Below are 23,721 nucleotides of genomic sequence, written 5' to 3' on the forward strand. Positions count from 1 at the left end.
GCCATGGACATTATTCCGGCTATTGACCTTATTGGCGGCCAGTGCGTTCGCCTCACCGAAGGTGATTTTTCCCAGCAGACTACGTACCACACAGACCCGGTAGAAGTAGCGAAACAGTTTGAAGGCCTCGGTTTACGTCGGTTGCACCTGGTAGACTTAGATGGTGCCCGTGCCAAACAACCCGTGAACCTTCCGGTGTTGGAGCGTATCGCCAGCCAAACCAAACTGCACATTGATTACGGCGGAGGCCTGCAAAGCTCAGAAGCTGTTCGTCAGGCTTTTGATGCAGGTGCAAAGCAAATCACCGCCGGCAGCATTGCCGTACGGGAGCCGCAAACCGTTGAAGCCTGGCTGCAGGAGTACGGTGCCGACCGCATCATTGTAGGCGCTGACTTCAAAGACAACCGCATCGCCATCAATGCTTGGGCAGAACAAAGTGAATTAACGCTGGAATCGTTTTTAGCCTCTTTTGCTGAAAAAGGCGGAAAAACGTTCATCTGTACCGATGTGAGCAAAGACGGCAAACTGCAAGGTTCTTCTATTGAGGTTTACCAGCGTTTACTGGAGCAGTTTCCCACCTTGCAGTTCATCGCCAGCGGCGGCGTAACTACCATTGAAGAAGTACGCCAGCTCCGCGAAGCAGGCTTACACGGCGCTATCATCGGCAAAGCCATCTATGAAGGCACCATTTCTCTGGAGGAACTGGCGAAAGAGGTTATCTAGAAGACTGATTGCTGTCTCGAGCGTCCCGCTCGTGTCCACTCGCATTTCTGATTAGTGCTTTGCTAAGGTGCAAAAGAGAATCAGGTTTGCGTTCGTACACGAGCGGGACGCTCGAGACAGCGGAAAAAATGATTTAATTAAGAAGATGTTCAGACTTGACTCTGAAGTTCAGCATCTAACATCTAAATACTAGCATCTAAAAATGCTCACAAAACGAATAATCCCTTGCCTGGATATTAAGAATGGCCGCACCGTGAAGGGTGTGCGGTTTGAAGATATCAGAGATGCCGGTGACCCGGTGGAACTAGCGGCTTTGTACGCGAAACAGGGTGCCGATGAACTGGTGTTTCTGGACATCACCGCCACCAATGAAAAGCGGAAGACCCTGGTGGAACTGGTGCGCGAAGTGGCCCGCTACATTGATATTCCGTTCACCGTGGGTGGGGGCATCAGCGCTGTGGAAGACGTGGAAGTGCTACTACAGAACGGTGCCGACAAAGTTTCGGTAAACTCCTCGGCTATTCACCGTCCGGAACTGATTACTGAGCTGGCGAGCCGTTTCGGGAGCCAGTGCGTGACGGTAGCCATTGACACCAAAAGCACTCCGGAAGGCTGGAAAGTCTTCAGCAAAGCAGGGACGGTAGATACCGGACTTTGGGCGCTGGAATGGGCCAAAGAAGTGGTAGAGCGTGGCGCCGGTGAAATCCTGCTCACCTCCATGAGCAACGACGGTACTAAGAATGGTTTCGCGCTTGATATCACGGGTGAGATTTCTAACAATGTCATTGTTCCGGTCATCGCCTCAGGCGGCGCAGGAAATGAGCAGCACTTCTTAGATGTATTCGAAGCCGGGGCCGATGCCGCGTTGGCTGCCAGTATCTTTCACTTCCAGGAAGTACCGTTACCCGGCTTGAAGAAGTTCTTGGCGGAGAATAAGATTGATATAAGATGCTAGAGCCAAACCTCACAGGTATTCAAAACCTGTGAGGTTTTCCTTTACTGACACAAGCTGTTTTTGACTCCTTTCTTTAAACCCATGTCAAAACAGAAAAATTTCAAAAGCAGACATAGGTTAAAAACATGACCATAGATTTTAACAAAGGAGAGGGGCTGGTGCCCGCCATCATCCAGAATTCCACTACCGGTAAAGTATTGATGCTGGGCTACATGAATGAAGAGGCTTTTCAGCAAACTCAGGCAACAGGATTGGTGACCTTCTTCTCCCGTTCCAAGAACCGCCTCTGGACCAAAGGTGAAACGTCGGGTAATACCTTGAAGGTGGTAAAGATAGAACTGGACTGTGACCAGGACACACTTTTGATTTTAGTGGACCCAACCGGACCAGCCTGTCACCGCAACACCGAAACCTGCTTTGATGTGGAAGGTGACAACAATTCATATCACCTGAGAAGCTTCCAAAACTTCACACCAACGGAGCAAGCATTACAGTTCATCGCAAATCTGGAGCAAACCATCAAGGACCGTAGAAAGAACCCTATTGAAGGTTCTTACACCAATCACCTGTTCAACAAAGGCCTGAACAAAATGGCCCAGAAAGTAGGGGAAGAAGCCGTGGAGGTGGTCATTGATGCAGTAGCCGGGAACACAGAACCTATGAAAGGCGAAGCAGCTGATTTAATCTTCCACTTACTGGTGCTTTTGGAAGCAAGTGGGCTTTCATTGGCGGAAGTGGTGCAGGTGCTGGAAAGCCGCCATAAGCCTAGGGAGTAGGGTTATTTTTAATTAAAATGAAATGACTTTCAACGCTACCATTCTCATCGTCCCGGGATTAGGTGATTCAGGTGAGCAGCACTGGCAATCGCTATGGGAAAAGCAGTTTGCCTTCTCCAGAGTGCAGCAGCAGGATTGGGAAACACCGGATTGTGCTGATTGGGTAGAGACCTTGGAGGCCGCCGTTAACCAGCATGATCCTGAAAACCTCATTCTGGTGGCGCATAGCTTGGCCTGTATCACCATTGCGTTTTGGGCCGATAAATACCAAAAGAGGATCAAAGGAGCCCTTTTGGTTGCACCTAGTGACACAGAAGCTGCTTCGTTTCCGGAGGGAACCACTGGGTTCACGCCCCTTCCGTTGCAAAAACTGCCATTTCCCTCTGTGGTGGTGGCCAGCGACAACGATCCTTATATGAAACTAGGTCGGGCGGAATACCTGGCCAAGCAGTGGGGCAGTAGCTTCCTGAGCATTGGAGCCGCAGGCCACATCAACGTAGCCGCGGGTTTTGGGGAGTGGCCACAAGGCTTGGCGCTTCTTCAGCAACTTGACTCAAGTGTAGAATTCAAAAACTTAATTCTTTAGGATAATAGCTATTACTCAAATTACCAGATAGATCATGACACCGTTTGATGTTCTTCTTCAGCAAATCGCCTTCATCCACGAGATTGACAAGCTGAAATATATTACCCGCAAAACCCGTCTTTTCAACAGCAACCGCCACGAGAATGATGCGGAGCACAGCTGGCACCTAGCCATGATGGCAATGGTGTTGGCCGAGCATTCCAACGAACCGGTGGATGTGCTCAAAGTGGTGAAGATGCTGCTCATTCATGATCTGGTAGAGATTGACGCCGGCGATACTTTCCTGTTTGACACCGTCTTAAACCACTCCAACACCGAAGCGGAACGGAAAGCGGCCCTGCGCATCTTTGGTTTATTGCCCCAAAAACAAGCCGAGGAGTTTCTGCACATCTGGGATGAATTTGAGGCGGGTGAAACGGCCGAGGCAAAGTTTGCCCGCACCATGGACCGCTTAGAACCGCTTCTGCAGAATGTTTCCAACGAAGGCGGTACCTGGATGGAGTACAACGTACCTTTTAATAGAGTGTTGGAGAAAACAGTTGGAATCCAAAACGGCTCCCAAACCATCTGGGAATTTGCCAAAGCTCTTTTGGACAGCTCCGTCGAAAAGGGCATCCTCAAGAAAGGGGAGGCCGACGTTTAAAGCCTCAAATCTAAAGATCGGGAGTAAAGCTGGGGATTGATGATTATCTTGTCAGGATATGAAGGTCATGTTGTCTTTTCTAAGCCTTTGCCTTTTTGTGGGGCAAACCTCCTGCCGCTCCTTACCCCAGGATTTGGTCCTTGCAAAGTTTTCAGTGAATGGCAAATCCCAAAACAGGTTCATTGTCAATAGGGTACCCCACTACGGTGATGGAAATCCGGACGGTTGTAATATAGAACGCCAGATTTCCTTTTCTTTGAAAAGTTTAATGGAAGAGACTATGGAAGGAGAAATAAAGGATTCCAAAACTTTAGAAGCCTTATCAAAAGCCTCGGTTCAAATTAGGTTTGTTGACCAGGCTCAATCCTTAATGATAAACGCGGATTCTCTAGGGAAGGTCCAGATCCAGCGTTCCTCTTCCATTAGCCATATCGAGGTAAATTATATAGGATACAGGACCCTTTCTGTAGACCTAAAAGGAAAGAAAGGCTTACTCTAGCTGATCTTTGAGACTGTTATTGTAGCACTGGTTGCTCCAGAAAAGCCTGAATGGCTTTCGTGACTTCCTCAGGGGCTTCCTCCTGAAGAAAATGCCCGGTTTCTAATTCCATTACTGTAAGTCCCGGCAGTGTTTCTTGCCAGTTTTCCAGAAAGGAGGCTGGAATCAATTTGTCTTTGGTGCCCCACAGCACTAGGACCGGTTTCCCTTCCAGAACATGCCGTTTGTTATACAATCTGGTAAAGTAGGGTGTCTCGCCGGCTAAGGCTTTGGCAAAGTACCAGGTGCTTACACGGTCTTTCCTTTCCCTGAAGGGACTCAGGTACTGGTGATGCACCTCCCGGGTAAGTTTCTCTTTTTGGTAAAAGGCTTGCTGCAGCAAGAATTTAACGGAGAAGTTCAGGTTCACGTACAGGAACTTCCCGACTCGACTGCTGAACAATTTGCTTGCCTGCATCATGGGTTTAACCTCCGTAAGTGGCCACATCCAGGAGTTGAGCACCACCACCTTCGCCACTTTCTCGGGCTGCTGTACGGCCCAGCCCAGCCCAATGGGCCCACCGAAATCATGCACCACCAGCGTTACGTTCTCCAATCGTAGATGGTCTACCAGCCTTGCAAGGTTGTCTCGGTGATCCTCTAATGAATAAGAGAAGTTCTGCGGTTTCTCAGAAAGCCCGAAGCCCAAGTGATCTACCGCAATGCACCTATAATTTCTTGAGAGCGCCGTTATCTGGTTGCGCCAAAGGAAGGACCAAGTAGGCGTGCCGTGCACAAATAGAATAGGAGCGCCTTGGCCTTCATCCACATACTGGAGCTGTCCTCCGGGTACTGCCAAATAGTGCTGTTTAAAAGGATAGGCATTTCTGTCAAGCCAAGATTGATCTTGCATACCGGTAAAGATTAAGTGGCTAAATGATGCTTCAGTTGGACAAGGTACCTCTCCATTACCTCCTGTAAGGGATATTCCGGCAGGATGAGGTAATGCTGGGCGATTCCGTCAATGGTGGCAAACATGAGGACCGCATCGGCGGAAGGGTTAGTGGATCCGGCTTGGGCCAGGTTCTTGGAGAGCAATTGTAGCACCAACTGGTTTTCAGCTTGTACTTCCTGCTCCAAGGCCTTCAAAACTTCAGACTGCATCTTGAGGCTATGGTAGAGGCGCCAGAAGTTTTTGTTCTGCTCCAGCAGCCGGAAGGTAGTCTGGATATGGTGTTCCAGGTACTGAAAAGGGGTAAGCCCCTCAGGTTTCTCAAAAGATTGCAGAATGTCCTGCCTGCCCCTTACCAAAATCTCTTTGAGCAGGTCCTCTTTGCTTTGGTAATAGTTATAGAGTAACCCCAGGGAAATGCCTGCCTTCGTCGCGATCTGCCGGATGGAAGTGCGGTCAAATCCTTGCTCAGCAAACAGCTCCAGCGCGGTGTCTATGATTTTCTGGGTGCTGGTTTCCCGCTGGGCTACCCTTTTAGGCATAGCGGCTACATATTTATTGATTGAACGTCTGTTCAATTTAACTAATTGGAAAATGCTTTCAAAACAAAAACTCCTGTTTAAGGCTCCTTTTCAGAAAAGAAGCCTTAAACAGGAGTTCAGAAAAAAGAAGGTCAAAAACTAAAGCTTGTTCAGGCGGCCGTAGAACTTAGATTGGTAAGAACCGCCAATGGGAATGTATTTGTCCTGCATGAAAACAGAATCGTCTTCAATGAGCTCAATCTTCTTCAGGTTGATGATGAAGGACCGGTGGATGCGCAGGAACATATCCTGGGGCAGTTTTTGGTCAATTGCGCTCATGGTGGTATAGACAATGTGCTTTTTATTGTCTGTGTTGATGACCACATAATCACCACGGGCCTCTATAAAGGACACATTGTTCAGGTTCAGCTTCACGATCTTGTTGTCTACCTTCACAAAAAGCTCCTCTGAGTGTCCGTTGGTAGCCGGGGCAGCGTTGGTTCTGGAGGTGTCCAGCTTTTTAGAGGCATTAAGCACCGCCTGGGTAAAACGGGTAAAATCCACCGGTTTCAGAAGATAATCGGCTACCTGCAACTCAAAGGCCTGTAGGGCGAAGTCCTTGTGTGAGGTGATGAGGATGGTCTGCGGCTTATGGGGCAAGGTCTTGAGCAATTCCATGCCGGTCATCTCGGGCATCTCAACATCCAGGAAAAGCAGGTCAATGCCATCGTTCTTCAGTAACCAAGCCAAACCCTCTACGCTGGAACTAAAGGTTTGCACCAGTTCCAGGCTTGGCGTGGCTTTAATATGACGCTCCAGAATCATCCGGCTTAGTTCATCATCATCAATAATAATTGAGCGGAGGGGAGTATCCTTTTTCAAATGTTTGTCCGTTGATTTGTAATGGGTGAATCTTTCTTAACCCAAAGATATTAATCTAATTATAATTTCCGAGGGAACAAACCCTAAATTGTATGGGTGGCAATACGGAGCGTCATCTAAAAAAAGTGATGAATCAGAACCAGGGCCGCATCTAGCATCCGCACGGCAGGAAAGTTTGGACCATCAAAGCAAAGGTTAGGTAACTCAGCCGTAAAAACACGTATAAGGGGCACAAATAGACCTAAAGAAAAGTGCTTCCAGTTACCCTACTTAATTCCTTACGGATTCTCACTCAACCGGATGATTCCACCTGCGGACCTACCAGCCTGCACGCGGTCTACCAGTACTTCCAGGATTCGCTTCCTTTGGAGCAGGTGATCTCAGAGGTGTCTTTCCTGGAGGAAGGTGGTACCCTGGCGGTTTTGCTGGGTTGCCATGCGTTGCGCAGGGGCTACAAGGCCCGCATTTACACCTACAACCTGCATGTGTTTGACCCTACCTGGTTCAAGATGGGCAAAGAGCAATTAATTGCCAATCTGCGGGAGCAACTCATCTATAAATCAGATGCCAAGCTGCACGTCGCCACCCACGCCTACATTGAGTTCCTGGAGCTGGGCGGCGAGATCCTGCACAAAGACCTTACCCTTAGTTTATTAGACCATTACTTCTCCCGGGGAATTCCGCTATTGACCGGACTCAGCGCCACGTACCTCTACAACTGCGCCCGGGAAAGAACCAATGAACGCGGCGAGGCCATCTATGACGATGTACGGGGCGAACCGCTGGGGCATTTTGTGGTCTTGGCTGGCTTTGACAACGAACAGGAAAAAGAACACGTGATTGTGGCCGACCCTTACCAGGAGAACCCGCTTTTTGGCAATAATTACTATAACGTACCCATTTCGCGCCTCATTAACGCCATTATGTTGGGCATAGTCACCTATGATGCCAACCTGCTGGCCATTGAACCGCAACCTAAAACGAAACTTACTCCAGAACAGACCAACCTTCATGCGCAAACTAGTAGTGGTCAATAATCCCAAAGACTGGGACCTTGACATAGAGGATGTAGAGGTGGTAGATGCGCAGCGTTATCTCACCGATCCGGCTTACACAGAAATAAAAAGCGCCCGCATCTTCAACCTTTGCCGGTCTTACAAATACCAGAGCAGCGGTTATTATGTCTCACTTTTAGCCGAAGCCCGGGGTCACAGGGCCATCCCCAACGTGACCACCATTCAGGATCTGAAATCGCAGACCATTGTAAGGGCCATCACCGATGAGATCAATGAGACCATCCAGAAAAGTTTGTCCAAGCTCAAGTCCAAGAATTTTACGCTTAGTATTTACTTCGGGCAGAACGTGGCCAAGCAGTATGAAAAATTGAGCAAGCAACTGCACGACCTCTTTCAGGCACCGCTCCTCAGGGCGCAATTTGTGTTCAACAAAGAATGGACGCTGGAGAGCATAAATCCAATTCCGGTAAACGAAGTGCCCGAGCACCATTTGCGGGACCTGTACAATTTCGCGAAAGCCTACTTTGCCCGTAACCGGTTCTCCAATATCCGGACGAACAAGAAGATCTATGACCTGGCCATTCTGGTGAACCACGCGGACAGTGACCCGCCGTCAAACGACAAAGCGATCCAGAATTTCATTGATGCCGCCGAAAGCCTGGGCTTCTACACCGAGCTGATCACCAAAGAAGACTACCGCCGGCTGTCAGAGTTTGATGCCCTGTTCATCAGGGAAACCACCTCCGTAAACCACCATACCTACCGTTTTGCCAGAAGAGCCCACGCCGATGGATTGGTAGTGATTGATGATCCGGTGTCTATCCTGCGGTGCACGAACAAGGTGTACCTGGCCGAGCTGCTTTCCAAAGCCAAGGTGAACATCCCCAAAAGCATGATCATCCACCGCGATAATTGCTGCAAGGTGGTGGAAGAATTAGGGCTTCCATGCGTACTCAAAAAACCAGATTCTTCTTTCTCCCAAGGCGTGGTGAAAGTGAAAACCGAGGAAGAATTGGCTGATCAGCTGAAGGAGATGCTGTCTGAGTCTGACCTGATCATAGGGCAGGAGTTCACGCCCACGGAGTTTGACTGGCGCATTGGCGTGCTGGACAAACAGCCGCTCTATGCCTGCAAGTATTTTATGGCCAAAGACCACTGGCAGATTTATAATTGGGAGGGAAAAAAGAAGGACGTGACCGGCAACTTTGAGACCGTACCCTTTGAAGATGTGCCGTTCTTTGTGCTCCATACCGCATTGAAGGCCGCCAACCTTATTGGCGACGGTTTGTACGGCGTAGACGTAAAGGAAATTGACGGCAAGGCCTACGTGATTGAAGTCAATGACAACCCCAACATTGACCAAGGCGTGGAAGACCGCATTTTAAAAAAAGATCTGTACCTGACCATCCTTAAATCCATTAAACGGCGGATAGACAGCCAAAAAAATCTGAATGGCAATGAGCAGCGCCTCTCCTAAACTAGGTTTGTTCCAGGGCTACGGCGTAGAAATGGAATACATGATTGTAGACCGAGATACGCTCCAGGTGAAGCCCATCTCAGACGAAGTCCTCAAGGCTGAGGTCGGTGAACTAACCTCTGATGTGGAGCGCGGGTCCATGGCGTGGTCTAATGAATTGGTGCTGCACGTACTGGAATTGAAAACCAACGGACCGGCGCCTGAACTGCCTTCTTTAGCCGGTAAATTCCACGGAGAGGTGCAGCGGGTGAATGCATTGCTGGCACCTTTCAACGCCATGCTGTTACCCACAGGCGCACACCCGTTCATGGACCCGTACCAGGAGACCAAGCTATGGCCGCACGAGGCGAGTGAAATCTACGAGGCCTATAACCGGATCTTCAACTGCCAGGGCCACGGCTGGTCTAACCTGCAGAGCACACACCTGAACCTTCCTTTCAAAGATGATGAGGAGTTCGGGCGATTGCATGCAGCCATCAGGTTGATTTTACCGCTTATTCCGGCTATTAGCGCTGCCTCTCCTGTGTTGGACGGGCAGGTAAGTGGTTTACTGGACACGCGTCTGGAGGTGTACCGGAAAAACCAGGCGAAGATTCCGCTCATTGCCGGCGAGGTAGTGCCGGAGGCGGTTTTTTCGGAGGCCGAGTATGAAGCCCGGATTTTCCAGCCCATGTTCCAGGCCATTGCACCGTATGACCCGGAAGGGGATCTGCAGGACGAATTCCTGAACTCCAGGGGAGCCATTGCCCGGTTCAGCCGGGGGGCCATTGAGATCAGGATCATCGATAACCAGGAATGTCCGCTGGCGGATATTGCTGTTGTGACGTTGGTCTCTGAAGTACTTAAGAAACTGACTTCAGAGGAGTGGAGCAGCTACCAAGATCAGCAAAAAGCTGAGACGTCTTTCCTTTCCTCGGTTTTCCTATCTTCTTTAAAAAAAGGCTCCAAAACGGAAGTCCAGCATTCTGATTATCTCCGGCTCCTGGGTATGGCCGGAGAGCATGCCACCCTCCAGGAAATATGGGAACATCTATGGCAAGAAGTGCAGGGTGAAGCCGTCTTTACCGCGGAGTTAAGCCAAAGTATAAGGCTAATCCTTCAGGAAGGATGCCTTTCCCAGCGAATTTTGAAGATTCTGGGCTCTTCGCCTTCCATTGATTCCATCAAAGACGTATATAGAGAATTGGCTAACTGTTTAGCTCTTAATCAACTATATGCACCTTGAAAAACGAACGGTTGAAGGTTATCGTCACCTGTGAACACGGCGGCAATGTAATACCGCGTGAATTTGCAGCGTCCTTTGAAGGGGCAAAGCCGGTGCTGGCTACGCACCGGGGGTATGATATTGGCGCGCTGGAGATGTTCCAGAAGTTCTCCAAAATTGCCGATTTCTCCTTGCACAGTACCACCAGTAGGTTGGTGGTGGAGTTGAACCGGTCTTTGCACCATCCTAAGTTGTTCTCTGAGTTCATGCTGCCTTTGTCTACTGCTGAGGCAGAAAAAGTAGTGGCCGACTATTACCAGCCCTACCGGCAGCGGGTAGAAGACCAAATAGCCACTTGGGTGCGCGAGGGGTTCTCGGTGGTGCATGTATCTGTGCACAGCTTTACGCCAGAACTAAACGGAAAGGACAGGAAAGCAGATGTGGGACTGCTCTATGACCCCAAGCGCGAGAAAGAACAGTTGTTTGCCGCCCGTTGGCGCCAGCAGATGCAGATGGTGAATCCGGAGGTCAAGATCAGGTATAATTATCCCTACAAGGGCACCGCCGATGGCTTTATCACCTATCTGCGCAAAGACTATACAGATGACCAATATGCCGGCCTGGAGTTAGAAGTAAACCAGCGTTTTCCTGTGGCCCATAAGGACGAATGGAAGGTGCTACAGAACCAATTAGTGCAGACTTTCAGCATAGCCCTATAAACCCTTTCCAGATTTTACAGTATAGAAGCTAGGTCAGAAATAAAAATCTTGGCTAGCATGTACAATACTGTTCTACCTAAACTATGAAAAAAGTATGGATTTTTTAATTAACCTTCTCGTGAGCGCCGGGGTTCTGATGCTGTTGGCGTACCTAATGCCACAAGTGACCATCAAGAGTTTCTGGACCGCGCTTTGGGTAGCCTTTTTAGTGGGTATTCTTAACGCCACACTTGGTTTGCTGCTCAGGTTCCCGCTGAACCTGGTGACGTTGTTCTTCCTGCAGTTTGTGGTGAAACTGATTGTCACTGCCATCATCATCAAACTAGTGGACAAATTGGTGAGGAACTTTGAAGTGCGCGGCTTTTGGCCAGCCCTGGTGATTGCCATTGCCATGGCCGTAGCCAGTACCTTACTGGAGCGCAACGATGAAGAATACGATAGCGCTGAATACCAGCAAACTGCCTTGGGTCAAACCTACATGCCAACTATGATAAGCTAAGGTTTTCATTACCGCTTAAGAAAAGCGCCAGCCTCTTAAAAAGAAGCTGGCGCTTTTCTTTTATGTTATGATAAAGAATTAGGGCAGGTAGTGAGTTAGAGTTTTCTATTTATCAACTGTTTTATAAAAATCAGCCCAGAAACAAACCCTCAATTCTATTATATCTTCAATGATGAATGCGTATCAATAACCTTGAGTTAGGTTCACTTGGTTTAGTACTTTGTCTCCGGCTAAAAAGAGGTGAAGGTTAGAGATAAACCTGTCAATTTTGCCTTCCACCTCCCGCACCTGGCCGCCGCCGGTGTGCTGAGTCAACAAAACGTTTTCCATTTGCCACAGCGGGGAGTCCTGAGGTAAAGGTTCTTCCTCGGTGACGTCCAGCACGGCCCCAGCCAAATGCTCGGATTCTAATGCTTCAATTAAGGCTTGTTCATCTGTGGTGTTGCCGCGGCCCACGTTGGCGTAAAGGCTGCCTATTTTCATGGACTGGATGAATTCTTTGGAGACGTATTTGTCCAGGTTGCCCGGAAGGGTATTGATGATGATGTCTGTGTGAGGCAAGTGCTGGAAAAGCTCTTCCAAAGAATGGATTTGGGCAACGGGGTTCTGGCGGGCCGTCATCTTCACCTTCGTACCGAAACCTTCCAGGATTCTTTTCACCGCCTGACCTATGGTTCCGGCCCCCAGCACGATGGCTGTTTTCTGCCCCAATAAGTCTAGTTTCAGCCGCATCTTCTTACCCTGCCAGTTCTGTTCCTCTTGCAGCTGCACCAGATCTATGATTCCCCGGTAAAAGGACAGAATACCGGCTACCATGGTCTCTGCGCAAGCTTCGGCAAAAAAGTCGCCCATGTTGCACACCACGGCGTTGGTTTGCACCTGTTTGTACTGGTCAAATCCCGCTGATTCTAATTGCCAGAATTGAAGGCCAGGAGGGACTTGGGCAAGCCAGGAGGAGGGAGGGTTCCCGAAAAGTAGATCCGCCGAGCGGAAAGCCTTTTCACCCTCTGGGCTAGAGTAACCATTATAGAAGAAAGGAGTGATGTTAGTCGGAAGAAGATGCTCTAAATAGTTCTGCTGCTGCAAATCAAGTTCAGCGAAGATAAACAGGTTCATGCAAGAAGAGGGTAAGGCAGTAAGCCGGTTGGGAGGCCTTTTACAAAAAGTATATGGGTAAGACGCAGATAACAGGCTCTATGTTATAAGGAAGTACCAGAAAGGGGAGGTCCTCTGCCGTTTCAGCATTGGCTTTAGAAAAACAGGGCAAAAACGAGGTTATTCCTCATCCTCAAAATACAGTTTGTAGTACTTACGGCCGTCTTCGTCCACGCCTTTCTCAATCATGTCTTTGTTCCCGTGAATGTACACGTGGAAGTTCTTGTCCAGTTTGAGCACGCTCTTGAAAACCCGGGCTTGTTTCTTCACCGCCTGGGGCGAGATGTCAAAGCTGTCTTCCAGTTCAATGTCATAGTTTTGGCGGTACTCAGTGTCATAATTGTTGAAGGACTCAATGAGGTCCGGTTGGCCAAATACCTCTGTCACAAATTCTTCCTTGTCAAAGGTCTCGTGTTTGTTGAAGTACTCCACAGAACGATTCAGGAGCACGATTTGGTCGGTTTTCTCCACCTCAAATTCCTCGGTCATACGCTCAGAGATGAACTCCTTGGTGAGGTTGAGCAGGTGGTTCGTTTGGTGGAACTCGTTATTGATTTGGGTGAGGCCCAGAAAATTCTCGCTCCAGTATTTGGCTTCCTCGCCGCGGTTCTGGTTGTCCATGATGGCTACCAAGAAACCTTCCTCGGGTTTGGTGTTGAAGATGATGCAGCCTTTGTCAAACTTGTTGGAGTCAATGCCCTCCAGGTAAGCCATGGTAAAATCCCGGTTTTTTCTGCTCACGTCAAAATAGCCGCTTTTGACCTCGGTTTTGAAGATGCCTACGGCTTCCACCACGCGTTCTTCAATCTCGCAGTTGATGAAATGGGCCACGTACAACTCGCCGGGCTTTATTTTTGGATGCGTGGTGCTTTCAAATAAATGACGCGCAATGTTGCGGGTGTTCTCATGGAAAGCCTCTTTGTCCGCGAAGATGTTCTCGGCGTAGCTGTACACCTCATTGAACTGCAGTGAGGACGGGTGTGAGAATTTGAACCGCTCGTGCGCTTGCATAAACTTGCCCAGAAAGAACTTCTCCAACTTTTGGGTGAGGCCATCGCCAAAATCGAACTCATTCTCAGACAAGGTTACTTTTTGTTCCAGTCCTTTATTGCCCACGTGGTGGATGGAAAGGCGGGTAAGCGAGGCGGTATCGAATTTCATGAAAGAGGTTGCGCTTGGGAGTTGTGATTCAAACGAAGCCACAAAAGTAAGGATTCTCCGGCATCCGGTAAGGCTAACAGTAAAATACTCCGGTTTTTTCCAGTGGCTGTTTCGAGGGCTATTTAAGAAAACAGGCTCTAAACGGAAGCTAGGTTTCTTCTGGTAAAAAGAAGCGTATTTAGACTTCCTGAGGCTATATGGCCATCTGTAATAGGGTGCTTCTTGTGGTTCAACCGGAAACGCCTATCTTGCCAGCCTTCAAAATTGAAACCTCTTACCATTGAAATCTGCCCTAGTTACCTCAGGATACCTATTCCTAGTCTTATTGTCGTTGGTGCTGATCTATTTCCTGGTGGCGGTGGTGCTGTCCCGGATGAGCGTAGAACCAGAGCCCGAAAACAGAAAGGAGATTTCCATTTACATTCTGACCAATGGGGTACATACCGACTTAGTGGTGCCGGTGAAGAACGATGTCTATGATTGGCACGATTATGTTAAGTACGAACATACCGTAGGTAAAGACACCACTGCAAATTTCATCGCCTTCGGGTGGGGAGACAAAGGCTTTTACCTGGAAACGCCCACTTGGGCTGACCTGAAGGCGAGTGTGGCCTTTAAAGCCATGACCGGGTTAGGTGCCTCGGCGATTCATGCCACTTTTTATAAAACCATGCCCCAAAACGAGGCTTGCCGCTGTATAGACATTAGCCGGGAGCAATACGGCAGGTTGGTGACATACATCCAGAGCCAGTTTGACCTGGATGAGCATGGAAAAACAATCCATATAAAAACGAAAGCCAACTACGGCCAAGATGATGCTTTCTACGAAGCAAAGGGGAGCTATAATTTATTCTACACCTGTAACACTTGGGCGAACGAAGGACTGAAAGCCTGTGGTCAGAAAGCCGCCGTTTGGACACCGTTCTACAAAGGAATATTTTATCACTACTAAGGATATGTTTTCAAATAAAGATTGATGTATTAATTGATTGATGATCGTATTGTTTGACAAAAGATGCTGCTTTAGGAGTTCTTGACACTTTCTACCCTCTACTTAACATATAATAAGCTATAAGGCTTAGTAATAAGCCTTATATAAAATTGGCTTATAATTTATATTATGTTAAGTAATATTTGTAATAGTTCCTTTTCAGCTCGAGAATACAAATTATTCCCGTAGAACTCTCCCTTCATTAAGTGTCTCCAAATTAACCTGTTACCTAATTGGCTGAACTCATTTTAAAATAAAAAGAGAACCATTCTAAATTCTTTTTATTAGGAACTTACAGCCATAAAAAAAGCACGTAGGCTACGTGCTTTTTAGGTCTTTAAAACAATAAAATTTATTTCCGTTTTTTCTCCATAGCCAATATCTGCGGCTTTGGATTGGTAAGTTCGCTGAATAATACGTAACCTACTTTGTCTCCAACGGTTACCACTGCCCAACTGCTGTTTAATTTTCTATGGTATTCTATTTTATCAGTGGTTTGAAGGTTCATCAATACCTCTGAGGATGTTCCGGCTTGGCGATACATTTTAACATCATTGGCAGTAGCTTGGGCTGGAATTGTATTTGTGGTTGCACCAGTTTTAGATTTGGTACTCTGCGCTAGGCTAAGGGTTGATACTGATAAAAAAGCCGCTACTAAGATTAATTTTTTCATGACTTAAAAACTCTAAAAGAATCATTCTGCTTTTTCTTTACGGTAAAACGTCTTTGCTGTAATCTTCAATAATGAATGTATTTGCGTTACTAGAACTCTATTGTTCCTGGGTAAATGAACCTGTTTGTGTGAAGATAGTGGCTCGTTGTTTAGCCTCCATCAAACAATTCAAATTACATAACGCAGATCATCAGTAATATAAAAAAAATAAACAAAGCAACTCCTAGAGGTCGGGCTAGGCACCGGATGCCAGATGCTTTTATTAGATGATGGGAAATGAACTGCGGTAAATTAGTACCGCTAGAAAGTAGGTCTACGAATGTTTCTCAAACCAGCAATCCTGGAAAGAAAAAGAGGAACTTAGGATTTTGGCAACGGTCCTAATTATACACTTAGTTCTATATAGTATTCTAAAACAATCTTCTGGTTTAATAATCAGTTTCGGTCTGAACACGTTCTTAATTCTATCCGAATTTAAATGGCCATCATAGCATTTTTCTGCCTTTTTATTTACCTTAGTAAAGATATATGGGTAAGCAGTGGTTATCAATAGCCATTTGTAGCCATTTTCATTTGATAACTAACAATTGTATGGAACCAGACTATCCCAAGTGCATATGAAGAGTTTCTGAATAAGCCTCAGGAAATTGGAAATGGTAGACTTTCTGTACCTGAAACTTTATGGCAGAATTTTGGCATCAGTAGCATAGCTCTTCATGCCCAGTCTCCTATTTGCTATATTGTAGATTACTTTCAAAATAAATACCTTTATTTAGATCCTTCCTGTGAAGCGCTCCTGGGTTATCAGGTTAAAACATTCCTGGAAAAAGGTCCCTCCTACTTTGCCCGCCTATGTCATGAAAGTGATGTAAAAACCTATCATGAACAAATCCAGCCCAAGATTATGGGGTTTTTAAAGGGACATTCCTTAGCCGCTTTTCAGGAGTATGCCTTTACGTTCAATTACAGGGTAATTACCAAAGACAAAAAGGTTATTTCTGTTCTTCAGCGCTCCACTTTTTTCCAAGACTCATCACCTAACTCAGTATTAGCCTCCATAGGATTTTTGATGGACATTAGTAATTTAAAAGAAGATACTAAAATCATCTTTACAATAGAAAAGATTGACAAATCATACGAATCCCACTCCCTACCTCCTATCTACAAAAGCACCTTTTATCCAGACAAAACCTATGATGTCCTAAGTCGGCGCGAGGCCGAGGTCTTACAGTGCATTCATGAAGGTTTAAGCAGTAAGCAAATAGCGGATAAACTATTTGTCAGTTTAAATACGGTTAACAATCACCGAAAGAACATGTTGTTAAAAACGAAAACAAGTAATACTGCCGAACTATTAAATTATTCCATAAAGCACGGGGTTATTTAACCGAGTTTCCAGAATCTCCTAAAGATATTAGTATAAGTCAATTTAGGATAATTAAAGCAGCACCCTCCTTTTAGATATTTCACTTCTAAAAACGTAAAGAATCAAATTTATAGGTACACTTAAAGAGCTTTTGTGAAGCAGTTACATCGGTTTATTTTGCTCTAAATAAGGCCGACTTACAAAAGTAATACAAGGTAGAATAAGGATGGAATTTCTGTTTTAATGATTTAATAAAGATATTTCTTAAGCAGCTAAGACAATGAAAATACTTTTATTATATATCATATTATGCATGACGTTTTTGCACTCTTTTGCCCAAAGTACACCTAAAACAGATAGCTTGCAATTGCTTGGTGCGCCCATTATCAAAGTCACCCTTTTGGGTACGGGCACCCCGCTCCCACTTTTGGAGCGGTTTGGTCCAAGTATCCTGGTGCAGGCAGGAGGCGCTTCGTTTGTATTCGATACCGGCAGAGGCTGCTTACAGCGGATGAAGCAGTTGAACTTCCCTTATGATTCCCTTACAGCTGTGTTTTTCACCCATCTCCATTCAGACCACTTGGTGGGGCTTCCAGATCTTTGGCTCACGGGCTGGCTTACAACCAGGTGCGAAGCTCCTTTACGGGTGTTTGGTCCAAAAGGCACGAAAAACATGACTGATCATCTGCAGGCAGCTTATGTCTTTGACATTAAAATGAGAGTGCAAGATGACCATGCACCCAAGACAGGAGGCAAACTGGAGACGAAGGAGATTCAGGAAGGAGTTGTGTTTGAGCAAAATGGGGTGAAAGTCACTGGCTTTTTAGTGGACCACTACCCTATTGTCCCTGCCTTCGGGTATAAAATTGAGTATAGGGGCCATTCGGTGGTGGTTTCCGGCGACACGCGCTATTCAGATAACCTGATCAAATATGCCAAAGGAACAGACCTCCTGATTCATGAAGTGGCGGTTGCCCCTGATACTATGAGTAGCAAAGACAGCAAGTACCATATTCTCGCGCATCATATTACCCCCGAGCAGGCCAGTAAAGTCTTTAATGCGGTAAAACCTAAGCTGGCGGTGTATTCCCACATTGTGCGGCTTTATGACCGAACCAATGAGGAATTGCTTCAACGCACCAAAAATGCATATACAGGTCCCCTGGTATTAGGCGAAGACCTGATGAGTTTTTCGGTGAATGAAACCGTAGCAGTAAAAGCCTGGGTTAAGAAATAGAAGTTTGACCAAACAAAACCATTAGAGGGTGCTTCGCTTTTTCTAAAAGCCTTGCTGCTATTCCTATTTAGAAATGGTAGTTCACAACCTTCCCTGTTGTTTTGCTGTAGGCAAGAAGAAAATCAAATTGTTTAACCATGGCTACACAGAAATCCTTTGATGAACTCCTCAATACGAAACAGAAGAAGCTCGCATTTTTCCAGAACCTGGTCTTAGTGGCTGTCGCCGATAACTATTTAGACCAACAAGAAAGCGATTTCCTGGTAAGCATAGGGAAAAGGCTGGACTTGACAGAAGAAGATACCACCCCTATTGCCGATAACCTGCCCCTGCTTTCCTTTATCATCCCTGAGGAAGGGTTGCAGAAAACCATGGAGTTGCAAAGCCTGGTCATGATGGTACTGCAGGATGGAGTGATAGACAAGGCAGAATACAACTTGTGTCTGGAATATGCCCGCCGGATTGGGTACAGTAAAGACACCCTAGACGAGTTCATCCAAACCCTGCAGAACTCTTAAACTACTTAGTTCTTTTGTTTTTGCCCTGATTTAGAAAATCTAAGGTAAAACAGTCTGACCATCAATAGCAAAACGCCTCTTAAACTATTTAAGAGGCGTTTTGCTTATTTAACATAAAAATTTAATGGCAGAACAACTCTCCCACTTCTTTGTTGATTTACTGACCAGCAGTTGGCAATGATTCAAAGAGTTTCTCCACTCCTTCTGCTATTCTCTCCTGCACTTTACTGTTGTTAGACGGCACCACAGATTCTGCCTGGTTACTCCAAACCAATGAATTCTGGTCCCGATCTACCAGGTGCACAGAGATGGTCCCTTGTTTGTAACGGCCTACCTCTACTTCTTTGCTGCGCCAGGTATACCTTCTCTGCCCCATGTAGTAAGGAGCATCCGTCCGGAAATCTGTTTGCCGCGTCTGCTTTTTCTCCTGCACTACCACGCCTAGATTCACCAGAAGATCTGGATTTGCATTGGACATGGTAAGACCTCTCTTTTGCAGTTGGTTAGATACTTCCCTTTGCAGAGAGGCAATGTGTTCTGCTGGAATCTCCACCCTGGAAGAATCTGCATTCACCTCCATAAACCCAAAGGTTTTGTAATTGGTCAACCTGAAATCAGGAGAGGCTTCTGTACTGGTGACTCTTACCGGGCTACAGCTTACTGTCAGCAGTAAAAGGTATAAGGCTAAAGAATGGATTATTATTTTGTTCATGTCTCTAATCTAGTGGTACAAATAAGATGTACTTGATTAGAAAACTTAGGTTGTACCTCAGCAGAAGCAAACTTTTACCGCGTAGCTTTGGCACTCAGCATCTCAGCTTCCAGACCTTTCACCATTAATCGGGCCGCCGATGGGTTCGTGGCCAAGGGTACGTTGTGGAGGTCGCAGAGGCGCATGAGCATCTGAACGTCTGGTTCATGCGGGTGTTTCCCAAGCGGATCCCGGAAGAACAGGACAGCCAGGATCTTGCCTTCGGCTACCAGGCTGGCAATCTGTGCATCGCCTCCTTTGGGGCCAGATAAAAGCTTTTTCACCTTAAGACCGGTTTGCTCTACGTACTGCCCCGTGGTGCCGGTGGCTACCAATTGCGTGTTCTGGAACAATGTGGCGTGGTCTTTTACAAAAGCGACCATCTCGGCTTTTTTGCCATCGTGGGCAATGATGGCGATTCGTTTTTCTGTGGGCATATCTAAATAGTTTAACCTAAACTAGTGGATTTTACTTCACCAAGGTTACCTCAATTTCTATTTCTTTCCTGTTTTTACAAAACGGGCATAAAAAAAGGGGCTACCAGAGCCCCTTTCTTTTAGATGTATTTCTTACAAAGTCTGCAGCAAAGCATCCATGCGCTTAGCGTCAGCTGGTTTGTCTAAGGCAGTGTACACCTTCAACAGCGACTGCACAGTAGTACGGTCTTTTGGCTGGGCTTTCAAAGCATTCTCAAAGTAAGGCATAGATTGCGCGAAAAACTTCTTGGCTTCGGCCTGAACGGCTTTACCGCTTTTCTGGTACTCGGCCAGGCTCATTTTGTTGGCTTTGTTGTTCAGGTTCGCTCCTTTGTTGAAGTAGTAAACCCCCAGGTTATACTGGGCATCAAAGTTGGCTGGGTCAATTTCAGCGGCTTTTTTGTAAGAAGCCAAGGCCTCATCGGCTTTGTTCATTTTCTCCAAGATGTTACCCCGCACCGTGTACAGGTTGGCATTGTTTGGATCTGCAGCGATGGCAGCATTCAGTTTGTCCATGCTTTCTTTCTCACGACCGGTTTTCAGGTACAGGTCAAGTTCCTGCAGCATAAAGTTCTTGTCGTTCGGGTATTTCGCACGGGCTTTCTCCAACACAGCCAACGTCTCCTTCTCGTTTTTCTCCACGTTGTTGGCGATGTACAGCAACTGACCGAACACGGCTGGAGAAGCAAGGTTTTTGTCTACCAATTGGGTGTACAGTTGTTTCGCGGAAGCGTAGTCTTCTGCACCGGCAGCGGCATAAGCGGCATAGATGTAGGCAGTGGTATCTTCTGGTCTATAAGTGATAGCCTGCATATAAGCTTTCTGGGCTTCAGCGAACTTCTTGTTGTTGTAGTTTTCTACCCCGGCGTTCAAGGCGAAAGCATACATATTGTTTACCAATACCTCTTTGCGCTTATTAGCCTCCTCAGTGAATTCCTTCTTTTTGGTTTCAAGGGCAGGAACTTTAGAGAAAGCCTCATACGCTTGCTTAGAAGCCTCCGCCGGATCCATCAGTTTGCCATAGATAGGGTGGTTGGCCATGTCTGAGTAGATCACACCTTTGTAATACCAGGCTTTGGCGTTATTAGCGGTTTTCTCGTGCACAACGGCTTTGTCAATCTCTTCCTTCGCCTTATCTAAGGTACCTTTCTGTTGGTACATGATGGCACTTGTCACGGCAGAAGTCTGCGCAATTGCCACTTGCATGGACACCAACGCGGCTGCTGTTAAAAGAAACTTTTTCATTGCTTTCGTTAGATTAGATTTATAGGTTGTTTGTGTTTTCGCTCTAAAAACTAGAAGTTTTGAAATTTAGTTCTCACTAAGGGTATCTGGGTCCAGAAGATCATTGGAGGTATCTGGGTCAATGATGTCATCTTCCAGCAACTCCTCGTCTTCCTCTTCCGCCGGATCAATCATATCCTCAGGGTTCAAGGCCTCATCAATCGGTAATTCGGCAACCGGCAAGTCAGCTTCGCTCACCACGACTTCTGCTTTGTCTTCTACCTCAATTTTTGCTACAGATGAAATCTCGTCTCCTTCGTTCAGCCTGATCAGTCGCACCCCTTGCGATACCCGTCCAATGATTCTCAAATCTGCCACGCGTAACCTGATGGTAATGCCTGACCGGTTGATAATCATGATGTCATCTGAGTCAATCACGCCCATTATGGCCACTAGGTGACCCGTTTTATCGGTTACGTTCAGGGTTTTCACGCCTTTACCGCCCCGGTTGGTGATACGGTACTCCTCCAGAGAAGATCGCTTACCGAAACCTTTCTCAGAAACTACCAGCAGGTTGGTGTCTGGGTTATGTACACAAACCATACCAACAACTTTGTCGTCTTCTCCGGCCAGCGTTATACCTCTAACCCCAGCGGCGGTACGGCCCATGGTACGTACTTTCTCCTCGTTGAACCTCACGGCCCTACCAGAACGAAGCGCAATGATCACGTCATTAGATCCGTTGGTGAGCTGCACGTCCAGCAAGCGGTCACCTTCGTTAATGGTGATGGCCTGAATACCGGCTTGTCTTGGTCTTGAGTACGCCTCCAGCGGGGTTTTCTTGATTGTTCCCTGCTCGGTACAGAACACCAGGTAGTTGTTCAGAACATAATCTGGGTTCTTGAGGCCACTCACGTTGATGACCGCCCGGACCTTGTCTTCTTTCTCAATATTGATAAGGTTCTGGATGGCACGTCCTTTGGTGGTTTTTCCGCCTTCCGGCACCTCGTACACTTTCAACCAGAATACCTTGCCTGATTCTGTAAAGATAAGGAGGTAGTTGTGGGTACTGGCGATGAACAAGTGCTCAGTGAAGTCATCCTGTTTAGACGTGGCGGCACCTCTTGAACCAACCCCGCCCCTGCTTTGGCTGCGGTACTCGGTCAACGGTGTTCTCTTCACGTATCCTTCGTGGGAAATGGTGATCACCATGTTCTCATCCGGGATCATGTCTTCCAGGGAGATATCGCTGGATACCATCTCAATGGCCGTACGGCGCTCATCACCGTAACGGTCCCGGATATCTGTCAATTCCTGTTTGATGATGCTCATTCTCAAGCCTTCATCAGCCAAGACCTGGGTCAGGTAATCAATCAGTTCTTTGATTTCCTGGTACTCCTTCATGATCTTGTCACGCTCCAGGCCGGTAAGGCGCTGCAGACGCATCTCCAGAATGGCTCTGGCCTGGATGTCAGATAACTGAAATCTCTCGATCAAACCGGTTCTGGCAATCTCAGGGTCGCGGGAAGCTCTGATAAGGTTGATGACCTCGTCCAAGTTATCCAAGGCAATGAGTAAACCTTCCAGGATGTGGGCACGCTTGCGGGCTTCTTCCAGTTCAAACTCAGTTCTCCGGATCACCACTTCATGACGATGGTCTACGAAGTGTTTGATCAGGTCCTTCAGGTTCAGGGTCATCGGGCGACCACCTACCAGGGCCACGTTGTTCACCCCGAAAGAAGATTGCAGCTGGGTATACTTGAACAGGTTGTTCAGCACCACATTGGGCACCGCGTCTCTTTTCAAGTCATACACAATGCGGAGACCTTCGCGGTCAGACTCATCGCGTAAGTCAGAGATGCCTTCAATTTTCTTCTCGTTGATGAGGGCAGCGGTTTTCTCAATCATTGCCGCCTTGTTCACCATGTAAGGGATCTCCGTCACGATGATCTGGTCCTTGCCTGTTTTGGAGGTCTCAATCACAGCTTTAGCCCGCACGATTACGCGGCCACGGCCGGTCTCAAAGGCATTCTTCACCCCGTCATACCCGAAGATGATCCCTCCGGTTGGGAAGTCTGGCGCGGTGATGTACTTCATGAGGTCAGCCACGCTGATCTCAGGGTCTTCAATAAAGGCAATGGTGCCATCCACTACCTCGGTGAGGTTGTGAGGCGCCATGTTGGTGGCCATCCCTACCGCAATACCCGAGGTGCCGTTTACCAGCAAGTTTGGAAATTTCGCCGGGAAAACGCTGGGCTCCTTAAGGGAATCGTCAAAGTTAGGAACGAAGTCAACGGTGTTTTTCTCCAGGTCGGCCAGCAGTTCATCAGCGATGCGCTTCAGGCGGGCCTCGGTGTAACGCATGGCTGCCGGTGAGTCACCGTCAATGGACCCGAAGTTACCCTGGCCGTCTACCAAAGGATAGCGCAAAGACCACGGCTGCGCCATCCGCACCATGGTGTCATACACCGAGGAGTCACCGTGCGGATGGTATTTACCTAATACCTCCCCCACAATCCTGGCCGACTTCTTATATGCTTTGTTATAGGAAACTCCCAATTCAGACATCCCATACAACACGCGGCGGTGAACTGGTTTCAAGCCATCTCGCACATCCGGAAGGGCCCGGGATATGATAACGGACATTGAATAATCAATGTACGCCCCGCGCATTTCGTCTTCAATGTTTATGGGAATTATCCGCTCGTTTTCTGCCATTTTACTTCAATAGAGCTTAA

At 47.3% G+C, this 23,721-nt stretch carries 25 protein-coding genes; 15 read left to right on the forward strand and 10 right to left on the reverse strand.

The features are described 5' to 3' along the window. The first annotated feature begins 3 nt into the window (after positions 1–3). The 6 genes from hisA (at position 4) to FOA19_RS23375 (ending at position 4,182) form a co-directional block, all read left to right on the forward strand. Positions 4–723, forward strand: a complete 720-nt coding sequence (gene hisA, locus FOA19_RS12665; protein WP_149091175.1) for a 1-(5-phosphoribosyl)-5-[(5-phosphoribosylamino)methylideneamino]imidazole-4-carboxamide isomerase — start codon at positions 4–6, stop codon at positions 721–723. A gap of 202 nt (positions 724–925) precedes the next feature. Continuing rightward, the gene (hisF, locus tag FOA19_RS12670) at positions 926–1,678 is read left to right on the forward strand and encodes an imidazole glycerol phosphate synthase subunit HisF (protein ID WP_149091176.1); all 753 of its coding nucleotides are present in this window, start codon (positions 926–928) and stop codon (positions 1,676–1,678) included. Positions 1,679–1,803: 125 nt separating this feature from the next. Further along, entirely contained in the window at positions 1,804–2,454 is a 651-nt protein-coding gene (gene hisIE, locus FOA19_RS12675) for a bifunctional phosphoribosyl-AMP cyclohydrolase/phosphoribosyl-ATP diphosphatase HisIE (RefSeq protein WP_149091177.1), read from the forward strand. A 22-nt stretch (positions 2,455–2,476) separates the two neighbouring features. Continuing rightward, the gene (locus tag FOA19_RS12680) at positions 2,477–3,040 is read left to right on the forward strand and encodes an RBBP9/YdeN family alpha/beta hydrolase (RefSeq protein WP_149091178.1); all 564 of its coding nucleotides are present in this window, start codon (positions 2,477–2,479) and stop codon (positions 3,038–3,040) included. Between the two features lie 34 nt (positions 3,041–3,074). Then, positions 3,075–3,683, forward strand: a complete 609-nt coding sequence (locus FOA19_RS12685) for an HD domain-containing protein (RefSeq protein WP_149091179.1) — start codon at positions 3,075–3,077, stop codon at positions 3,681–3,683. 58 nt (positions 3,684–3,741) lie between these two features. Continuing rightward, positions 3,742–4,182: a hypothetical protein gene (locus FOA19_RS23375; RefSeq protein ID WP_223808877.1), complete on the forward strand. Its 441-nt coding sequence runs from the start codon at positions 3,742–3,744 to the stop codon at positions 4,180–4,182. 16 nt (positions 4,183–4,198) lie between these two features. Here the strand turns inward: FOA19_RS23375 and FOA19_RS12695 are convergent, their stop codons facing one another. From FOA19_RS12695 to FOA19_RS12705, 3 genes are all read right to left on the reverse strand, one after another. Next, positions 4,199–5,020 (reverse strand): alpha/beta fold hydrolase, encoded by an 822-nt coding sequence (locus FOA19_RS12695; protein WP_223808878.1) that lies wholly within the window; start codon positions 5,018–5,020, stop codon positions 4,199–4,201. A gap of 65 nt (positions 5,021–5,085) precedes the next feature. Beyond that, positions 5,086–5,655 carry a TetR/AcrR family transcriptional regulator gene (locus tag FOA19_RS12700; protein WP_149091182.1) on the reverse strand — a complete coding sequence of 190 codons (570 nt, stop codon included), beginning with the start codon at positions 5,653–5,655 and terminating at the stop codon, positions 5,086–5,088. Between the two features lie 138 nt (positions 5,656–5,793). Continuing rightward, complete coding sequence (locus tag FOA19_RS12705; RefSeq protein WP_149091183.1) at positions 5,794–6,516, reverse strand: LytR/AlgR family response regulator transcription factor; 723 nt, start codon at positions 6,514–6,516, stop codon at positions 5,794–5,796. A 251-nt stretch (positions 6,517–6,767) separates the two neighbouring features. Between FOA19_RS12705 and FOA19_RS12710 the strand changes: the two genes are divergently transcribed. The 5 genes from FOA19_RS12710 (at position 6,768) to FOA19_RS12730 (ending at position 11,431) form a co-directional block, all read left to right on the forward strand. Continuing rightward, the gene (locus FOA19_RS12710; RefSeq protein WP_223808879.1) at positions 6,768–7,553 is read left to right on the forward strand and encodes a peptidase-C39 like family protein; all 786 of its coding nucleotides are present in this window, start codon (positions 6,768–6,770) and stop codon (positions 7,551–7,553) included. Then, a complete protein-coding gene (locus FOA19_RS12715) occupies positions 7,528–9,009 on the forward strand; it encodes a RimK family protein (protein ID WP_149091184.1) in 1,482 nt (493 codons plus the stop codon). Before FOA19_RS12710 ends, FOA19_RS12715 begins: the two co-directional genes overlap by 26 nt. Beyond that, positions 8,984–10,234: a carboxylate-amine ligase gene (locus tag FOA19_RS12720; protein WP_223808880.1), complete on the forward strand. Its 1,251-nt coding sequence runs from the start codon at positions 8,984–8,986 to the stop codon at positions 10,232–10,234. Before FOA19_RS12715 ends, FOA19_RS12720 begins: the two co-directional genes overlap by 26 nt. Beyond that, positions 10,231–10,932 carry an N-formylglutamate amidohydrolase gene (locus FOA19_RS12725; protein WP_223808881.1) on the forward strand — a complete coding sequence of 234 codons (702 nt, stop codon included), beginning with the start codon at positions 10,231–10,233 and terminating at the stop codon, positions 10,930–10,932. The genes FOA19_RS12720 and FOA19_RS12725 overlap by 4 nt, the downstream gene beginning before the upstream one ends. 94 nt (positions 10,933–11,026) lie before the next feature. After that, a complete protein-coding gene (locus FOA19_RS12730) occupies positions 11,027–11,431 on the forward strand; it encodes a phage holin family protein (RefSeq protein WP_149091185.1) in 405 nt (134 codons plus the stop codon). A 183-nt stretch (positions 11,432–11,614) separates the two neighbouring features. Here the strand turns inward: FOA19_RS12730 and FOA19_RS12735 are convergent, their stop codons facing one another. Continuing rightward, the gene (locus tag FOA19_RS12735; protein WP_149091186.1) at positions 11,615–12,547 is read right to left on the reverse strand and encodes a D-2-hydroxyacid dehydrogenase; all 933 of its coding nucleotides are present in this window, start codon (positions 12,545–12,547) and stop codon (positions 11,615–11,617) included. A gap of 159 nt (positions 12,548–12,706) precedes the next feature. Beyond that, the gene (locus tag FOA19_RS12740) at positions 12,707–13,747 is read right to left on the reverse strand and encodes a nucleoid-associated protein (RefSeq protein WP_149091187.1); all 1,041 of its coding nucleotides are present in this window, start codon (positions 13,745–13,747) and stop codon (positions 12,707–12,709) included. A gap of 280 nt (positions 13,748–14,027) precedes the next feature. Between FOA19_RS12740 and FOA19_RS12745 the strand changes: the two genes are divergently transcribed. Further along, the gene (locus FOA19_RS12745; RefSeq protein WP_223808882.1) at positions 14,028–14,699 is read left to right on the forward strand and encodes a TIGR02117 family protein; all 672 of its coding nucleotides are present in this window, start codon (positions 14,028–14,030) and stop codon (positions 14,697–14,699) included. 391 nt (positions 14,700–15,090) lie between these two features. Here FOA19_RS12745 and FOA19_RS12750 read toward each other — a convergent pair whose 3' ends face one another. Beyond that, positions 15,091–15,411 carry an SH3 domain-containing protein gene (locus FOA19_RS12750; protein ID WP_149091188.1) on the reverse strand — a complete coding sequence of 107 codons (321 nt, stop codon included), beginning with the start codon at positions 15,409–15,411 and terminating at the stop codon, positions 15,091–15,093. Positions 15,412–16,150: 739 nt separating this feature from the next. Here FOA19_RS12750 and FOA19_RS23760 point away from each other — a divergent pair. The 3 genes from FOA19_RS23760 to FOA19_RS12765 all read left to right on the forward strand — a co-directional run bounded on the left by FOA19_RS23760 (position 16,151) and on the right by FOA19_RS12765 (position 18,532). Then, the gene (locus FOA19_RS23760) at positions 16,151–16,798 is read left to right on the forward strand and encodes a LuxR C-terminal-related transcriptional regulator (RefSeq protein ID WP_223808947.1); all 648 of its coding nucleotides are present in this window, start codon (positions 16,151–16,153) and stop codon (positions 16,796–16,798) included. A 340-nt stretch (positions 16,799–17,138) separates the two neighbouring features. Then, positions 17,139–18,014 (forward strand): MBL fold metallo-hydrolase, encoded by an 876-nt coding sequence (locus FOA19_RS12760; RefSeq protein ID WP_223808883.1) that lies wholly within the window; start codon positions 17,139–17,141, stop codon positions 18,012–18,014. A 137-nt stretch (positions 18,015–18,151) separates the two neighbouring features. Next, positions 18,152–18,532, forward strand: coding sequence for a hypothetical protein (locus FOA19_RS12765; protein WP_149091190.1), 381 nt, complete (start codon positions 18,152–18,154; stop codon positions 18,530–18,532). Positions 18,533–18,689: 157 nt separating this feature from the next. Here the strand turns inward: FOA19_RS12765 and FOA19_RS12770 are convergent, their stop codons facing one another. From FOA19_RS12770 to gyrA, 4 genes are all read right to left on the reverse strand, one after another. Further along, positions 18,690–19,244, reverse strand: coding sequence for a DUF4136 domain-containing protein (locus FOA19_RS12770; protein WP_149091191.1), 555 nt, complete (start codon positions 19,242–19,244; stop codon positions 18,690–18,692). 74 nt (positions 19,245–19,318) lie between these two features. After that, a complete protein-coding gene (locus FOA19_RS12775) occupies positions 19,319–19,720 on the reverse strand; it encodes a methylglyoxal synthase (RefSeq protein WP_149091192.1) in 402 nt (133 codons plus the stop codon). Positions 19,721–19,852: 132 nt separating this feature from the next. Further along, positions 19,853–21,004, reverse strand: a complete 1,152-nt coding sequence (locus FOA19_RS12780) for a tetratricopeptide repeat protein (RefSeq protein WP_149091193.1) — start codon at positions 21,002–21,004, stop codon at positions 19,853–19,855. Positions 21,005–21,070: 66 nt separating this feature from the next. Continuing rightward, positions 21,071–23,701, reverse strand: a complete 2,631-nt coding sequence (gyrA, locus tag FOA19_RS12785) for a DNA gyrase subunit A (RefSeq protein ID WP_149091194.1) — start codon at positions 23,699–23,701, stop codon at positions 21,071–21,073. Positions 23,702–23,721: the final 20 nt, after the last annotated feature.

This window comes from Rufibacter hautae, assembly GCF_008271695.1.
Taxonomy (GTDB): domain Bacteria; phylum Bacteroidota; class Bacteroidia; order Cytophagales; family Hymenobacteraceae; genus Nibribacter; species Nibribacter hautae.

Coding starts and splice junctions, on each gene's coding strand:
- hisA (WP_149091175.1), top strand. CDS start 4: ATGGACATTATTCCGGCTATTGACCTTATTGGCGGCCAGTGCGTTCGC.
- hisF (WP_149091176.1), top strand. CDS start 926: ATGCTCACAAAACGAATAATCCCTTGCCTGGATATTAAGAATGGCCGC.
- hisIE (WP_149091177.1), top strand. CDS start 1,804: ATGACCATAGATTTTAACAAAGGAGAGGGGCTGGTGCCCGCCATCATC.
- FOA19_RS12680 (WP_149091178.1), top strand. CDS start 2,477: ATGACTTTCAACGCTACCATTCTCATCGTCCCGGGATTAGGTGATTCA.
- FOA19_RS12685 (WP_149091179.1), top strand. CDS start 3,075: ATGACACCGTTTGATGTTCTTCTTCAGCAAATCGCCTTCATCCACGAG.
- FOA19_RS23375 (WP_223808877.1), top strand. CDS start 3,742: ATGAAGGTCATGTTGTCTTTTCTAAGCCTTTGCCTTTTTGTGGGGCAA.
- FOA19_RS12700 (WP_149091182.1), bottom strand. CDS start 5,655: ATGCCTAAAAGGGTAGCCCAGCGGGAAACCAGCACCCAGAAAATCATA.
- FOA19_RS12715 (WP_149091184.1), top strand. CDS start 7,528: ATGCGCAAACTAGTAGTGGTCAATAATCCCAAAGACTGGGACCTTGAC.
- FOA19_RS12720 (WP_223808880.1), top strand. CDS start 8,984: ATGGCAATGAGCAGCGCCTCTCCTAAACTAGGTTTGTTCCAGGGCTAC.
- FOA19_RS12730 (WP_149091185.1), top strand. CDS start 11,027: ATGGATTTTTTAATTAACCTTCTCGTGAGCGCCGGGGTTCTGATGCTG.
- FOA19_RS12735 (WP_149091186.1), bottom strand. CDS start 12,547: ATGAACCTGTTTATCTTCGCTGAACTTGATTTGCAGCAGCAGAACTAT.
- FOA19_RS12740 (WP_149091187.1), bottom strand. CDS start 13,747: ATGAAATTCGATACCGCCTCGCTTACCCGCCTTTCCATCCACCACGTG.
- FOA19_RS12750 (WP_149091188.1), bottom strand. CDS start 15,411: ATGAAAAAATTAATCTTAGTAGCGGCTTTTTTATCAGTATCAACCCTT.
- FOA19_RS12765 (WP_149091190.1), top strand. CDS start 18,152: ATGGCTACACAGAAATCCTTTGATGAACTCCTCAATACGAAACAGAAG.
- FOA19_RS12770 (WP_149091191.1), bottom strand. CDS start 19,244: ATGAACAAAATAATAATCCATTCTTTAGCCTTATACCTTTTACTGCTG.
- FOA19_RS12775 (WP_149091192.1), bottom strand. CDS start 19,720: ATGCCCACAGAAAAACGAATCGCCATCATTGCCCACGATGGCAAAAAA.
- FOA19_RS12780 (WP_149091193.1), bottom strand. CDS start 21,004: ATGAAAAAGTTTCTTTTAACAGCAGCCGCGTTGGTGTCCATGCAAGTG.
- gyrA (WP_149091194.1), bottom strand. CDS start 23,701: ATGGCAGAAAACGAGCGGATAATTCCCATAAACATTGAAGACGAAATG.